Origin of the sequence: Streptomyces fulvorobeus (assembly GCF_013167895.1) — a bacterium.
GTDB lineage: Bacteria > Actinomycetota > Actinomycetes > Streptomycetales > Streptomycetaceae > Streptomyces > Streptomyces fulvorobeus.
The window spans coordinates 6,429,440-6,445,223 of record NZ_BLWC01000001.1 but is presented as its reverse complement, the minus strand read 5'-3'; the positions used below and the strand labels follow the sequence as shown (position 1 = coordinate 6,445,223).

The 15,784-nt window shown below is 72.4% G+C and carries 5 protein-coding genes and 2 pseudogenes; 4 read left to right on the top strand and 3 right to left on the bottom strand.

All coding sequences use genetic code 11. The features are described 5' to 3' along the window. Positions 1-229: 229 nt before the first annotated feature. Positions 230-4,036, bottom strand: a pseudogene (locus Sfulv_RS28870) (type I polyketide synthase); the annotation flags it as partial. 275 nt (positions 4,037-4,311) lie between these two features. On the opposite strand from Sfulv_RS28870, the gene Sfulv_RS28865 reads away from it, so the two are divergent. The 4 genes from Sfulv_RS28865 to Sfulv_RS28850 all read left to right on the top strand — a co-directional run bounded on the left by Sfulv_RS28865 (position 4,312) and on the right by Sfulv_RS28850 (position 8,271). Then, entirely contained in the window at positions 4,312-5,715 is a 1,404-nt protein-coding gene (locus Sfulv_RS28865) for a glycosyltransferase (RefSeq protein WP_173317338.1), read from the top strand. Positions 5,716-5,727: 12 nt separating this feature from the next. Continuing rightward, positions 5,728-6,783: a DegT/DnrJ/EryC1/StrS family aminotransferase gene (locus Sfulv_RS28860; protein WP_173317337.1), complete on the top strand. Its 1,056-nt coding sequence runs from the start codon at positions 5,728-5,730 to the stop codon at positions 6,781-6,783. A gap of 31 nt (positions 6,784-6,814) precedes the next feature. After that, positions 6,815-7,990 (top strand): cytochrome P450, encoded by a 1,176-nt coding sequence (locus tag Sfulv_RS28855; RefSeq protein WP_173317336.1) that lies wholly within the window; start codon positions 6,815-6,817, stop codon positions 7,988-7,990. 86 nt (positions 7,991-8,076) lie between these two features. Then, a complete protein-coding gene (locus Sfulv_RS28850; RefSeq protein WP_173317335.1) occupies positions 8,077-8,271 on the top strand; it encodes a ferredoxin in 195 nt (64 codons plus the stop codon). A 21-nt stretch (positions 8,272-8,292) separates the two neighbouring features. Here the strand turns inward: Sfulv_RS28850 and Sfulv_RS28845 are convergent, their stop codons facing one another. Both Sfulv_RS28845 and Sfulv_RS28840 read right to left on the bottom strand, forming a co-directional pair. Further along, on the bottom strand, positions 8,293-9,477 hold the full coding sequence (locus Sfulv_RS28845) for a cytochrome P450 (protein WP_173317334.1): 1,185 nt from the start codon (positions 9,475-9,477) through the stop codon (positions 8,293-8,295). A 101-nt stretch (positions 9,478-9,578) separates the two neighbouring features. Further along, positions 9,579-15,746, bottom strand: a pseudogene (locus tag Sfulv_RS28840) (type I polyketide synthase); the annotation flags it as partial. Between the last annotated feature and the right edge of the window lie 38 nt (positions 15,747-15,784).

Here is a 15,784-nt window from a genome sequence, read left to right as displayed (position 1 = left end):
CGATGATGTCGAGCAGTCTGTCGACCGACACCGTGTCGATGTCCTCGCCGGACGTGCTCGGCGAGGAGGGGCTGGATTGCCGCAGGGCGGAGACGAGTTTCTCCAGACGGTCGGCGATCATCCGGCGTTCGGAACCGTCCGACGCCGCCTGGACGACAGCCTCGAACCTGGCGATCTCGTCGCTGGCGGACCCCGTCGCCGGGGCGGCGGGCGCCGCGAGGACCGTCGCGAGACGGCCGGCGAGCCGTGCGGGGGTCGGGAAGTTGTAGACGAGGGTGCTGGGCAGGGTCCGGCCGGCGAGTGCGCCGAGCCGGTCGCAGAGCTCGACGCCCGCGAGGGAGTCGAAGCCCAGCTCCTTGAATGCCTGGTGGGCGCCGATGGCGTCCGGGCTGCCGTGGCCGAGCACCGCGGCGGCCTCGGTCCTTACGAGAGCGAGCAGATGGCGCTCCCGCTTGGCCTCGGGGAGCCGCTCCAGCTGCTCGGACAGGGCGGGCGCGCGGTCGTCCCCCGCGCCCGGTGCGGCTGCCGGTGGCCGAGTGGTGCGGGTGGTGACAGAGTCCGTCCCCGCCCTGAGCCGGGGGATCGGCAGAACGGGGAGGAACTCGTCGGCCGACAGCGGGCGGACCCGCAGGCTCTCGGCGGTGAGCACCGGGGCCCCGCAGCAGTCGGCGGCAGCGAGCCGCAGCACGCTGCCCGGCTCGTCCGTGCAGGGGGCGATCCGCACCCGCAGGGCAGAGGCGCCCGCCGCGTGCAGGGACACTCCGCGCCAGCGGTCCGGCAAGCTGCCGTCCTCCGTCATGGCGGCGTGCCGCGCGGCGTCCAGCAGGGCGGGGTGCAGTCCGTACGCGGCAGCGTCGGCCGCCTCGGCGGGCAGGGCGACGTCGGCGAAGGTCTCCTCGCCGCGGCGCCACAGCGCGCGCAGCCCCCGGAAGGCCGGGCCGTACGCGAAGCCCTGGTCGGCGAGGCGTTTGTAGTACCCCTCCAGCTCCACCGGGTCGGCGCCCCGCGGCGGCCAGACGTCGGAGCCGAGGTCCGCGCAGACCGGCGGCCCCTCGTGAGCGGGGACGAGGACACCCGTCGCGTGCCGGGTCCACGGCTCGTCGACGGCGCCCTCCGGCCTGGAGTGGACGGTGACGGCGCGCCGCCCGATGCCGTCCGCCGCACCGAGGCGCACTTGCAGACGTACGGAGCGGTCCTCGGTCAGGACCAGCGGCCGGGTGGGGATCAGTTCCTCGACCCGGTCGCAGCCCGCCTCGTCGCCGGCCCGGACCACCAGCTCGAGCAGGACCGTTTGCGGCAGCGTGATCCGTCCGGCGATGACGTGCTGGGCGAGCCAGGGGTGGGTGCGGGCACAGAGCTCCCCGGTGAACACCAGGCCCTCGCCGTCGGCGAGTTCCAGGGTGCCGCCGAGCAGCGGGTGCCCGGTGGCGCCCGTCCCCCGGTTTCCGGCGCCCGCGGGCGGGGCGGGCCAGTGGCGCTCGTGCTGGAATGCGTAGGTCGGCAGGTCGACCCGCCGGGCGGCGGTGTCCGCGAAGAAGGCCGTCCAGTCGACGGGGACCCCGGCGGTGTGCAGCCGGCCCAGGGTGGCGACGAGAGCGGCCTCCTCGGGCTGGTCCTTGCGCAGCGTGGGGACGACGGTCATGGATCGGGCAGCCTCACCGAGGCTCTCCCTGGCCATGGCGCTCAGTGCGCTGCCGGGGCCAAGCTCCAGCAGGACGTCCACGTTCTCCTCGCCGAGCGCGGTGACACCGTCGGCGAAGCGCACCGCCTCGCGCACATGGCGTACCCAGTAGTCGGGGGTGCACAGCAGGGTGCTGGCCGGTGCGCCGGTGAGGTTGGAGACGACCGGGACGGTCGGCTCGTGGAAGGTAAGGGACTCCACGACGCCACGGAAGTCCGCCAGCATCGGATCCATCAGCGGCGAGTGAAAGGCGTGCGACACCGGCAGCCGGCTGGTTTTGCGCCCCTGGTCGGCGAAGTGTGCGGCGATCTCCAGGGCCGCGCTCTCCTCGCCCGCGATCACCACGGACGCGGGCCCGTTGACCGCGGCGACCGAGGCCCGGTCGGCGCGGCCGGCGAGCAGCGGCAGGACCTCGTCCTCGGCGGCCTGCACGGCGACCATCGCGCCGCCGGCGGGCAGGGCCTGCATCAGTGCGGCGCGCGCGGCGACCAGCCGGCAGGCGTCGGCCAGCGGGAGGACGCCCGCGACATGGGCCGCGGTGATCTCACCGACCGAGTGGCCGCCCACCACGGCGGGCCGGATGCCCAGGGACTCCACCAGCCGGAACAGGGCCGTCTCGACGGCGAACAGCGCGGGCTGGGTCCAGCCCGTACGGTCCAGCTCCTTCGGGTCCTCGCCCCACATGATGTCGCGCAGCGGGCGGTCGAGGTGCCGGTCCAGTTCGTCCACCACCGTGTCCAGGGCGCGCGCGAAGACCGGGAAGCGCGCGTGGAGTTCGCGTCCCATGCCCAGGCGCTGGCTGCCCTGGCCGGGGAAGAGGATCGCCACGGCGCCGTCACCGGCCTCGCCGCGGGCGACTTCCGTCACGTCCTGCCCGTGCGGCCCGTGTGCGAGCAGGGCCGCGCGGTGCCGGAGCGCGGCGCGGCCCGTCGCCAGGGAATGGCCGATGTCGAGGGCGGTGAGGCCGGGGGCGTCGGCCACGAAGTCGCCGAGCCGGGTCAGCTGGTCCGCCAGCGCCGCTTCGGTCCGGGCCGATACGACCCAGGGCACCACCGCGGGCGCGGGGCGGGCGAGGGCCGCTCCGGCTCCTCGGGGCCTGCTCGACGATGACGTGCGCGTTGGTGCCGCTGATGCCGAAGGACGACACGCCGGCGCGCCGCGGCCGTCCCACGGGGTGCCACGGGGCCTGTTCGGTCAGCAGCTCGACGGCGCCGTCCGTCCAGTCGACGTGGGAGGTGGGCCTGCCGACATGCAGGGTCCGCGGCATCACACCGTGGCGCAGGGCCATCACCGTCTTGATGAATCCCGCGATGCCGGCCGCGGCCTGGGCGTGCCCGATGTTCGACTTGAGGGAACCCAGCCGCAGCGGCCGGCCGGGCGGGCGGTCCTGTCCGTACGTCGCCAGCAGCGCCTGCGCCTCGATGGGGTCGCCGAGCTTCGTGCCGGTGCCGTGTGCCTCGACCATGTCGACGTCGGAGGCGCGGAGTCCCGCGTCGGCCAGTGCCTGGCGGATCACGTGCTCCTGCGACCGGCCGCTGGGGGAGGTCAGGCCGTTGGAGGCACCGTCCTGGTTGGTGGCGCTGCCGCGCAGGACGGCGAGCACCCGGTGGCCGCGGGCCCGTGCGCCGGAGAGCCGTTCCAGGACGACGACGCCGACCCCCTCGGCCCAGGCCGTGCCGTCCGCGTCCTCGGAGAACGCCTTGCAGCGCCCGTCGGGGGCCAGCCCGCCCTGGCGGGAGTAGCCGACGAAGCCCACCGGGGTGGACATCACCGTGACACCGCCGGCCAGCGCCATCGAGCACTCCCCCGCGCGCAGCGAGCGCGCCGCCCAGTGCAGGGCGACCAGCGAGGAGGAGGAGGCGGTGTCGACGGTGACCGCGGGCCCTTCGAGGCCCAGGGTGTAGGCGAGCCGCCCGGAGGCGACGGCCGGCGACAGGCCGGTCATGGCATGGCCCGCGAGGTCCTCCGGGGACCGCTGGGTGACGGTGGCGTAGTCCTGGCCGCCGGTGCCGACGAACACACCGGTCGGGCTGCCGTTCAGGCCGTGGGGGTCGATCCCCGCCCGTTCGATCGCCTCCCAGGCGGTTTCCAGCACCAGCCGCTGCTGCGGGTCGGTGGAGACGGCCTCGCGCGGTGACATGCCGAAGAATCCGGCGTCGAAGTCGGCGGCCCCGTACAGGAAACCGCCCTCGCGGGTCACACTGCGGCCCGGCCCCTCACCGGCCAGCGCCTCCAGGTCCCAGCCGCGGTCCGCCGGGAAGCCGGAGATCGCGTCACGGCCCGACAGGACCAGGTCCCACAGCTCCTCGGGGAGCGCACTCCCCCCGGGTAGCGGCATGCCATCCCGACGACCACTACCGGGTCTTCGTCGGCTCCGATCGTCATGACGTTGCACACCCCTAGGAAGTCGGGCCCGGACACCTCTGTGTTCCGGATCGTAGGGGCGTGAACGCTGTACTTTTCCCTAAGGAATTCAAGGACTCCGCACGGAAGACTAGGGATTCTCCGGAACGTGGTGTGAGACCAAGTAACTGCTCCGCTTCAACGCGCGGCGCGGCCACCCGGCGACCGGCCGAGTGGAGACCTGTGGCGCCTGCCGTTGGGGCTGCCACTTCCGGAGGGTGTTGTCCATGGGCTCGAGTCGGCGGCCTATCCTGTTCGTCAGCTATGCCGAAAGCGGTCTCCTGAACCCGTTGCTCGTACTCGCGGAGGAATTGTCCCGCCGCGGTGTGGAGGATCTGTGGTTCGCGACCGACGAAAAAGGCCGCTCCGATATCGCCGCGGCCACGGTGAAAACGCCCGTGGAATTCGCTTCGCTCGGTGAGGTGGTGCCGCAGATGTCGGCCGTCACCTGGGACGACGAGACCTACCGCGAGGTGACGCAGCGCTCGCGGTTCAAGGCGCACCGCGCGGTCATCAAGCACTCCTTCGAACCGGCGTCCCGGGTGGAGAAGTACAAGCGCCTCGAAGCCATTGTCGACGAGGTGCGGCCGGCGCTGATGGTCATCGAGTCCATGTGCCAGTTCGGATACGAGCTGGCCATCACGAAGGGCATTCCCTTTGTGCTCGGCGTCCCGTTCGTGCCGAGCAATGTCCTGACATCGCACGTTCCGTTCGCCAAGTCGTACACACCGGGCGGCTTCCCGGTGCCGCACTCCGGGCTGCCGCTGGACATGACGTTCGCGCAGCGGGTGGAGAACCAGCTGTTCAGGCTGCGGACGCTGGGGATGTTCATGACCTCCTCGATGCGCAAGGTGGTCGAGGAGGACAACCGGATCCGCAAGGAGCTGGGGATCTCGCCCGAGGCACGCCAGATGATGGCGCGGATCGACCACTCCGAGATGGTGCTGTGCTACTCGGTGCCCGAGCTGGACTACCCCTTCCCGGTGCCGGACAAGATGCGGCTTGTCGGCGCCATGGTGCCGCCGCTGCCGCAGGCTCCGGACGACGACGGTCTCTCCGACTGGCTCGACGCCCAGCAGTCCGTGGTCTACATGGGTTTCGGCACGATAACCCGGCTGACGCGCGAGCAGGTCGGCGCGCTGGTGGACGTGGCGCGGCGGCTGGCGGACGGACACTCCGTCCTGTGGAAACTCCCCAAGGAGCAGCAGGAGTTGCTGCCGCCGCGCGAGGAGCTGCCGGACAATCTGCGGATCGAGAACTGGGTCCCCTCCCAGCTCGATGTGCTGGCCCATCCGAAGGTCGAGGTCTTCTTCACCCACGCGGGCGGCAACGGCTACCACGAGGGCCTGTACTTCGGTAAGCCGCTGGTGGTACGTCCGCTGTGGGTCGACTGCGACGACCAGGCGGTGCGGGGCCAGGACTTCGGGGTCAGCCTGACCCTCGACCACCCGCAGACCGTCGACGCCGACGACGTCGTCGACAAGATCACCCGGGTGCTCACGGACAGCACGTTCCGCGAGCGTGCCGAGCACTTCTCGAAGCTGCTGCGGGCCGCGGGCGGCCGGGCCGCCGCCGCGGATCTCCTTCTCGGCCTTCCCGTCCTGTCCGAACCCGCTCTCGCCAACGACTGATCGAGGGATCCGATGTCATACACACAGCCCGTGTCCATACCCTGGCTCGGCGGGCGTGAACTCGAATATGTGACGGACGCCGTCAGCGGCGGCTGGATCTCTTCGCAGGGACCGTACGTCAAGAAGTTCGAGACCGCGTTCGCCGCATACAACGGGAGCACGCACGGCGTCGCGTGCTCCTCCGGGACGACGGCGCTGACCCTGGCGCTGCGTGCGCTCGGGGTCGGCCCCGGCGACGAGGTCATCGTCCCCGAGTTCACAATGATCGCCTCGGCCTGGGCGGTGTCCTACACGGGCGCCACCCCCGTCTTCGTGGACTGCGGGGACGACCTCAACATCGATGTCTCACACATCGAGGAGAAGATCACCCCCCGCACCAAGGCAATCATGCCGGTGCACGTCTACGGCCGCCGGTGCGACATGGACCCGATCATGGATCTGGCGCATCAGTACGGCCTCCGAGTGGTGGAGGACTCCGCCGAGGCACACGGCGTGCGGCCGGTCGCCGACATCGCCTGCTTCTCCCTCTTCGCCAACAAGATCATCACCGCTGGGGAGGGCGGGATCTGTCTCACCGACGACCCCTATCTCGCCGAACAGATGGCTCATCTGCGGGCGATGGCCTTCACCAAGGACCACAGCTTCCTGCACAAGAAGCTGGCCTACAACTTCCGTATGACAAGCATGCAGGCGGCCGTCGCGCTGGCGCAGACCGAGCAGCTCGACTCCATCCTGGCCACCCGCCGGGAGATAGAGCGCCGTTACGACGAGGGCCTGAGCGGTATCGACGGGATCACCCTGATGCCGCCACGCGATGTGCTGTGGATGTACGACCTGCGCGCCGAACGCCGCGACGAGCTGATGGACTTCCTCAGGGACGAGGGCGTCGAGACGCGGCTGTTCTTCAAGCCGATGAGCCGCCAGCCCGGCTATCTCGACCCCGTCTGGCCCTCGCTCAACGCGAGCCGCTTCAGCGAGGACGGCTTCTACCTGCCGACCCACACCGGACTGACCGAGGATGACCAGGAGTTCATCGTCGGGAAGGTCCGCAAATTCTACGCCGCCTGAGGCGTGTCCGGCTCCCAGGGAAATTGAGAAGATGACAACTGTCGACAAGTGTCCGGTCGCCTTCCCGCTGCGGCAGCCCGGCCAGTCCTTCCCACCGCCCCAGTATCTGCAATTCCGTAAGCAGCAAGGGCTGGTGAGCACCACCCTTCCCTCCGGTGAGCACGTGTGGCTGGTGACCCGGCACGAGGACGTCCGCGAGGTGCTCACCGATCCGCGGATCAGCTCCAACCCCTCGCACCCCGGCTTCCCCCGCGCCGCGAAGACCGGCGGTGTGCCGTCCCAGGACGAGGTGCCCGGCTGGTTCGTGGCCCTGGACCCGCCGGAGCACGGGCGGTTTCGCAAGACGCTGATTCCCGAGTTCACCGTCCGCAAGGTCAGGGAGATGCGTCCGGCCATCCAGCAGATCGTGGACGAGCGCATCGACGCGATGCTCGCGGCGGGCAACACCGGCGATCTGATCGCGGACTTCGCGCTGTCCGTGCCGTCCTTGGTGATCTCCACACTGCTCGGCGTGCCCCACGCCGACCGGGACTTCTTCGAGACCAAGACCCGGGTCCTGGTCACGCTCACCTCCACGGACGAGCAGCGGCAGGCGGCCTCCAAGGCACTGCTGCGCTACCTCAACCGGCTGATCGTCATCAAACAGAAGCGGCCGGGCGACGACCTGATCAGCCGGCTGCTGGCCGACGGGACGCTCGGCAAGCAGGAGCTGTCCGGCGTGTCGATGCTGCTGCTGATCGCCGGGCACGAGACGACGGCGAACAACATCGGGCTCGGGGTGGTCACCCTGCTGTCCCACCCGCAGTGGATCGGCGACGAGCGGGCCGTCGAGGAGCTGCTGCGCTACTACTCGGTGGCCGACCTGGTCGCCTTCCGGGTGGCCGTGGAGGACGTCGAGATCGGCGGGCAGCTCATCCGGGCCGGCGAGGGCATCATCCCGCTGGTCGCCGCCGCCAACCATGACGGGACCGTCTTCGAGCGCCCCGACGAGTTCGACCCCAGCCGCTCCGCCCGCTCGCACGTGGCGTTCGGCTACGGGGTGCACCAGTGCCTGGGCCAGAATCTGGTCAGGGTCGAGATGGACATCGCCTACCGGACGCTGTTCGAGCGGATCCCCACGCTGGAGCTGGCCGTTCCGATGACGGAGCTGCCGATCAAGTACGACGGGGTGCTGTACGGGCTGCACTCCCTGCCCGTCCGCTGGTAGCCGCGCCACCGCACACCAGACGCCGGGGCCGCCCACGACGGGCGGCCCCGGCACGACCGCAGTTTCAACCGACGGAGGAATGAAAAGTGCGCATCAGGGTGGACACCGATCGCTGTGTGGGGGCCGGACAGTGCGTCCTGTCGGCTCCCGACGTCTTCGACCAGGACGATCTGGGGATCGTCATGGTCCTGGCCGAGCCGGCGGACGAGCCGGCCCGGGAGGCGGCGCGGCAGGCCGGCGTGATCTGCCCGTCCCAGGCGATCACCGTGGGCGAGAGCTGACCGGTCGCCCCTGCCGGGGCGCTACCAGGTGACCGGCACCTCGGTGAGCCCTGCCGAGAGCCTCCCGCCGAGTACCTGAAGCTCCTCGATGGGACGCGCGAGCCGCAGTCCGGGCAGGCGGGTGAAGAGCAGGGTGTACGCCGTCTGGAGCTGCATGCGCGCCAGCGGGGCGCCGATGCAGTGCCACATCCCGTGACCGAACGTCAGGTGGGCGTTGGGCGAGCGGGTGATGTCGAACACCTCGGGATCGTCGAAGACCCGGCTGTCGAAGTTGGAGAGGGTGAAGTCGAGCAGCACCAGCTCCCCGAAGCGGATGGTGACGCCACCGATCTCGACGTCCTCGGTGGCGTAGCGCGGCAGGACCGAGCCGCCGGCCTTCGCCGACCGCAGGATCTCCTCCACGGCGCCCGCCATCACCTTCGGGTCCGCCATGGCCGCCGCGAGCTGATCGGGGTGGATGCCGAAGAGCATCACGCCGAGATCGATGTGGCTGGCGACGGCCTCGAGTCCGGCGAACAGCACCCCGGCCGCGACGGGACCGATGCGCGCGTCCGAGGGCTCCTTCACGCACAGCCGTGAGATCACGTCGTCGCCGGGGTCGGCCCTCCTGCGGCCCGCCAGCTCCACCAGGTAGCCGAAGAGGTCCTGCTGCCCGTCCTGGACAGTGTCCGGGTCGTCCAGCCCGCCCATCTGCGAGAGCAGGCGGGCGAGCAGCTCACGGTCCTCGGCGGGCACACCGATGAGTTCACCGAGCACGGCCAGCGAGAACGGCATCGAGAAGCCGCCCTGCAGATCCGCCGGCGGCCCCTGCGCGACGAAGCTCTCCAGCACGGTTTCGGCGATGGCCTCGACCTTCGGCCTCATGTTGAGCACGCGCCGCGCGGAGAAGTTCGGGGTGAGCATGGCGCGGGTCTCGCTGTGCAGCTTGCGCGCCACTTCGGCGTCGTCGCTGACGAGCATGTCCAGGAACGGGTTGTGGACATAGCGCGGGGCGTTCGCCGGGTCGGGGTGCGCGCGGGCCAGCCGCTCGTCGCGGAGCAGCTCCTTGAGTTCGGCGTGGCGTGTCACCAGCCATCCCTCGTCGCCGGCGGGGGTGCGCACCCGGCAGACGGCGCCGCTGGTCTGGAGCTCGCGCAGCAGGGGGCTCAGCCGCAGGACGGTGGGCTGCGCTCCCTTGAGGGACGGCAGCTCCTGGGACGTGGTCATGGGGGGTCTCCGTAAGTTGTCAGGTGGCCCGGGAGGGCCGGATGTGGCTTATGGGGGCGCAGGGGGCGGGGGCGGGGTCCCCGCCGCCCGCCCCCGGACGGTCACGCCTCCGTGGTGGCGGGCAGGCCGCCGAGCCACTCCTCGATGGTCCGCGCCGTCAGCGCGGAGTGTTCCTTGGCGAGGGACAGGTGGTCGGCGTCGATCTCACAGATGTCGTCCGCGGGTACGCCCGCGGTGTCGAACAGGAAGCCGTCGTGCGACCGCGTGCACCGCACGAGCATCGTCGGCGCGGTCGAAGGCACCGTCTCGATGTCGGTCATCGCCATGAACCAGTGCGCCATCGCGGAGAGCCTGGCGCTGTTCAGCGTCACCGACGGCGAGTCGATGTCGGCCAGGTAGTACCGGGTGGTCCGGTCGAGGTCCTTGCCCTCGCCCGGCTGGTAGCGGATGCTCGCGGTGTCCAGCAGGACGATCCCCTCGGGCTTGACGCCCCAGGTCTCCTCCAGCACCCCGGCGGCCAGGTAGGCGAGCGAGCCGCCCGTGGAGTGCCCCACCAGGACGAAGGGCTCGCCGTCGCTGGCGTGCAGGGCGCTCTCCGCCACGATGCGGGCCGCGGCCTCGCTGGTGGCCGGCAGCAGCTCGCCGGGTGCGAAGCCCATGAGCGGCAGCGCGCTGACGTGCCGCTTGCCGCGGAAGTGCGCCGCGATGCGCGCGTACTGGTGTACGCCGCCGGTGGCGCCGGGGGCGCTGACGAAGACCAGCCGGGGCGTGGACGGGCCCTCCGCCAGGACGACCGGGAGCGACAGCTCCTCCAGGTCGGCGGGGGACTCGAAGCTGGGCCGGGTGTCGGCGACGGCCTTCAGCATCCGCATGCCCTGGACCATCTTCCCGGCCTTGACCGCCCCGTAGAACAGGCCCTCCAGCGTCTCGTCCGTGTCCGGGCTCCGGCTCGCGGCGGCGGACGTGGAGCCTCCCGACGGTGCGCCCGGAGCGAGCTGCCCGGCCAGTTCGCCGTGGAGCATCCGCGCGAGCTTCACGGGGGTCGCGTGGTCGAACACCACCGAGCTCGGCAGCCGCAGTCCGAGCGCCTCGCCGAGCTGGTTGCGCAGCCCGACGGAGACCAGCGAGTCGAACCCCAGCTCCAGAAAGCCGCGTTCGGGGTCCACACCGCTGGAGTCGGGGTGCCCGAGCAGCGCGGCGGAGTAGCCCACCACCAGCTCGACGAGCAGGCGCTCCTGCTCGGCGGGCTTGAGGTGGCGCAGCCGTTCGCGCAGGGTGACCGGCGAGCGGTCCGCCGCGGCGGCGGAGCGGCGGGCGCGCGGGACCAGCTCCCGCCACAGCGCCGGCAGTGCCTGCTGCTCGCGCAGTCCGGCGACGTTGATCCGGGTGGGCACGACCGTGGCGCGGTCGCGCAGGAGCGCGGCGTCGAAGAGTGCGTGGCCCTGGTCGACGGCCAGCGGCGGCATGCCACCCCGGGCCATGCGCTCCAGGTCGGTGGCGCTGACATGACTGGTCATGCCGCTGCCCCGGCCCCAGGGGCCCCAGGCGAGGGAGACGGCGGGCAGGTCCTGGTCCCTGCGGTGCTGGGCGAGCGCGTCCAGGTAGGCGTTGGCCGCGGCGTAGTTGCCCTGCCCGGGGCCGCCGAGGACACCGGAGACCGAGGAGTACAGGACGAACCCGGCGAGATCCAGCTCACGGGTGGCCTCGTGCAGATGCCAGGCCGCGTCCACCTTCGGCCGCAGGACGCGCTCCATCAGCTCCGGGGTGAGCGAGCCGGTCATCGCGTCGCCGAGCACACCGGCGGTGTGGACGACGGCGGTCAGCGGATGCGCCGCGTCCACCCCGGCCAGCAGCACGCTCACCGCGGCTCGGTCCGCCAGGTCGCAGGAGACCACGGTGGCCTCGGCGCCCAGCTCGGCCAGGGAGGCCACCAGCTCACTCGCGCCGGGAGCCTGCGGCCCGCTCCTGCTGGCCAGCAGGAGGCGGCGTACGCCGTGCCCGGAGGCCAGGTGGCGGGCCAGCTCGCTGCCGAGGCCGCCGGTCCCGCCGGTGATCAGTACGGTGCCCTCGGGGTCCCAGGCGCGGGCCGCGCCCCGGGTCTCGGGCGTCTCCTCGGTGTCGGGCAGCCGGGTGAGGCGACCCGCCCTGATCGTGTGGTCGCGCACCACCAGCTGCTGCTCGTCGAGGGTGAGCAGTCCGGGCAGGACGCCCACCGACTGGAAGGCGTCGTCCATGTCGACCAGCAGGAAGCTGCCGGGGTTCTCCGTCTGCGCCGACCGTACGAGGCCCCAGACCGCGGCGGCGGCCAGGTCCCGGATCTCCTCGCCGTCGACGGCGACGGCGCCGCGGGTGACGAACACCAGGCGCGCGCCGGCCAGGCGCGGCTCGTCCAGCCACTCCTGGAGCAGGCCCAGGACGCGGGCGGTGAGGGCACGTACCGCCTCGGGCCCGGGGACCTGCGGGTCGCCCACCACGGGCACCAGGAAGACGTCCGGGGCGACGCCGCTGTCGCCGACCGCGCCGGTCAGGGACTCCGCGTAGGCGCTGACGGTTTCGTCGGCGCGGTGCATCGCGTAGCCCAGGTCGAGTTCGTCGTCGCCGACGACCGCCCAGCGGGTGCCGGTGGTGGCCTCCGGTGTGGCCACGGGCATCCAATCGAGCGCCAGGAAGGCGCCCTTGTCGGTGCCGCCTGCCGAGGGCGTGGCCGCCGGGCGCTGCCCGCCGGGCGCGCCCAGGGTCAGCGTGTCGACGGAGAGCAACGGGGCGCCCGTCGCGTCGGCCGCCGTCAGGGTCACCTCGTCGGGGCCGGTCGCGGTGATCCGTACACGCAGGGCGGAGGCAGCCGTGGCGTGCAGGGTCAGTCCACTCCAGGACAGGGGGACGACCGGGGCCGCGAGGGCGTCGGGGTCCAGGCAGCCCGCCGCGCGGATCGCGGCGTCCAGCAGCGCGGGGTGGATTCCGTACGCGCCGGCGTCCTCGGCCGGTGTGGGCAGCGCCGCCTCGGCGAAGATCTCGCCGTCGCGCCGCCAGACGCCCGACAGCCCCCGGAACACCGGTCCGTAGTCCAGTCCGGCGCCGGAGAGCCGCTCGTACAGAGCGTCGGTGCCGACCGGCTCGGCGCCGCTCGGCGGCCAGTCCGCGGTGTCGAGTCCGCCGGGCTCGTCGGCCGGTCCGGCGGTCGCCAGGACGCCCCGGGCGTGGGCCGTCCAGGGCTCGGTGTCCCCTTCGGCGGGCCGGGAGTGCACGGTCAGCGCGCGGCGGCCCGTCTCGTCCGGGGCGCCCACGCGCACCTGCACGGTGAGGGCGCCGTGCTCGGGCGGAGCCAACGGGGCGAGCAGGGTCAATTCCTCGACGCGGTCCTGGCCGGCCTGGTCACCGGCGCGTACGGCGAGTTCGGCCAGGGCTGTGCCCGGCAGGACGATCCGGCCGTCGACCCGGTGGTCGGCGAGCCAGGGGTGGGACTGCGCCGACAGTCTGCCGGTGAGCAGGATCTCGTCGGAGTCGGCGATCGTGACCGCGGCGCCGAGCAGCGGATGCCCGGCGGCGATCAGGCCCAGGCCCGAGGCGTCACCGGTGGCGGCGCGCAGCGTGGGCCAGTACCGGCGGCGCTGGAACGCGTACGTCGGGAGCTCGACCCGGCGCGCGCCCGTGCCGGCGAACAGCGCGGCCCAGTCGACGGCGACTCCGCGCGTGAACAGTGCGGCGAGAGCGGTGACGGCCGAGGTCTCCTCGGAGGTGTCCTTGCGCAGCACGGGCAGCGCCGCCACGGCCGGGTCCTGGACGGACTCCGGTACGAGGGCGGAGAGCACCGCGTCCGGGCCCAGTTCCAGGAACGTCCCCACACCGCGGCCGGCCAGGGTCCGCACCCCGTCGCCGAACCGTACGGCCTCGCGGACGTGGCGCACCCAGTAGCCGGGGTCGGCGAGTTCACCGGCGGTGGCCACTTCCCCGGTCAGGTTGGACACTACGGGGACCGACGGCTCACCGTAGGTCAGCGACTCGGCCACGGCGCGGAAGGCGTCGAGCATGGGCTCCATGAGCGGCGAGTGGAACGCGTGGCTGACCGCGAGCCGGGTGGTCCTGCGGCCCTGCAGGTCAAGCCGGTCCGCGAGGCGGAGCACCGCGGCCTCCTCGCCGGAGACGACGACCGCGTCCGGGCCGTTGACCGCGGCGATGGACACCCCGTCGGTCAGCAGCGGCAGGACCTCGGCCTCGGTGGCGCGTACGGCGACCATCGCGCCGCCCGCGGGCAGCTCGCGCATCAGGCGGGCCCGCGCGCAGACCAGCCGGCAGGCGTCCTCCAGCGAGAACACCCCGGCGAGGTGCGCGGCCGTGATCTCGCCGACGGAGTGCCCGGCCAGGAAGTCCGGCCGCACGCCCCAGGAGCCGACCAGCCGGTACAGCGCGGCCCCGACGGCGAACAGGGCGGGCTGGGCGAAGCCGGTGTCGTTCAGCGCCTCGGGGTCCGTGCCCCACATGACCTCGCGCAACGGCCGGTCCAGCTCCTTGTCCAGCCGGGCCAGTACCTCGTCCAGCGCCTCGGCGAAGACGGGGAAACGCGCGTACAGTTCGCGGCCCATGCCGATGCGCTGCGCGCCCTGGCCGGAGAACAGCACGGCCACGGCGCCCTTGCCGGGCACCCCGCGCGCCGCCTCGACCAGTGCGCCGCCCTCGCCCGCGGCGGCCAGGAGCACCGCGCGGTGCTCGAACGTGGAGCGGGTGGTGGCGAGGGAGAAGCCGACGTCCAGCGGGTCGCGGCCCGGTACGTCCGCGAGGGCGCGGACGCGCGCCAGCTGGGCGTCGAGCGCGGCCTCGTCGCGGCCCGACACGGGCCAGGGCACGGTCGTGGGCGCGAGCTCCGGCGCGGTGGCGGGCTCGTCGGCCTCCTCGGCGGGCGGGGCCTGTTCGAGGAGCACATGCGCGTTGGTGCCGCTGATGCCGAACGACGACACTCCGGCGCGGCGCACCCGCTCGCCCTGCGGCCACGGGACCGGCTCGGTCAGCAGCCGTACGTCACCGGCCTCCCAGTCCACGTGCGAGGAGGGCGCGTCCACGTGCAGGGTCCGGGGCAGCACCCCTTCGCGCAGCGCGAGCACCATTTTCATCACGCCCGCGACACCCGCGGCCGCCTGGGTGTGGCCGATGTTGGACTTGACCGTGCCCAGCCACAGCGGGCGCTGCTCCTCGCGGTCCTGGCCGTAGGTGGCCAGCAGGGCGCCCGCCTCGATGGGGTCGCCCAGAGTGGTGCCCGTGCCGTGCGCCTCGACGGCGTCGACATCGGCTGGTGAGAGGCCGGCCCCGGCCAGGGCCTGGCGGATGACACGCTGCTGGGAGGGGCCGTTGGGGGCGCTCAGACCGTTGGACGCGCCGTCCTGGTTGACCGCGCTGCCGCGCAGCACCGCCAGGACGGGGTGTCCGTTGCGCCGGGCGTCGGACAGCCGCTCGACGAGCAGCATGCCCGCGCCCTCGGACCAGGCGGTGCCGTCGGCGGAGTCGGAGAATGCCTTGCAGCGTCCGTCGGCGGCAAGGCCGCCCTGGACACTGAAGCCGACGAAGCTGGAGGAGGTCGCCATCACGGTGGCGCCGCCGGCCAGCGCCAGCGAGCACTCGCCGTTGCGGACGGCCTGGGCGGCCAGGTGCAGGGTCACCAGCGAGGACGAGCACGCCGTGTCGAGGGTGACCGCCGGGCCCTCCAGACCGAGGACGAAGGACAGCCGGCCCGACAGGACGCTGGCCGCCAGTCCGTTGCCCGCGTAGCCGCCCATGTCGTCGCGCGAGGCGAGCACCAGGTGGGTGTAGTCCTGGGAGTTGGTTCCGACGAAGACGCCGGTCCTGCTGCCGCGCAGCGTGTTCGGGTCGATGCCCGAACGCTCGATGGCCTCCCAGGACACTTCCAGGAGCAGCCGCTGCTGCGGGTCCATGGCGAGGGCCTCGCGCGGAGATATGCCGAAGAAGGCGGGGTCGAAGTGCGGCGCCTCGTGCAGGAAGCCGCCCTCCTGGGTGGCGCTGCGCCCCTCGCCGTCGCCGGCGAGGGCCTCCAGGTCCCAGCCCCGGTCGTCGGGGAACCCGGAGATCGCGCTCCGGCCGGAGGAGAGCAGTTCCCAGAAGTCCTCGGGAGACCGGACGCCGCCGGGGAACCTGCACCCCATTCCGACGATCGCCACCGGTTCGTGGCGGCCGGATTGGGCTTCCTGGAGCCGTTGGCGGGTCTGGTGCAGATCCGTCGTGACCCACTTCAGGTATTCGACGAGTTTCTTTTCGTCCGGCATCGTCCGTGAACCTTCCTCAGATGTTGGCATGCGCGGGG

Bases quoted from the DNA above. Each gene is read 5' to 3' on its own strand.
- Sfulv_RS28865 (WP_173317338.1), top strand. From the start codon at position 4,312: ATGGGCTCGAGTCGGCGGCCTATCCTGTTCGTCAGCTATGCCGAAAGC.
- Sfulv_RS28860 (WP_173317337.1), top strand. From the start codon at position 5,728: ATGTCATACACACAGCCCGTGTCCATACCCTGGCTCGGCGGGCGTGAA.
- Sfulv_RS28855 (WP_173317336.1), top strand. From the start codon at position 6,815: ATGACAACTGTCGACAAGTGTCCGGTCGCCTTCCCGCTGCGGCAGCCC.
- Sfulv_RS28845 (WP_173317334.1), bottom strand. From the start codon at position 9,477: ATGACCACGTCCCAGGAGCTGCCGTCCCTCAAGGGAGCGCAGCCCACC.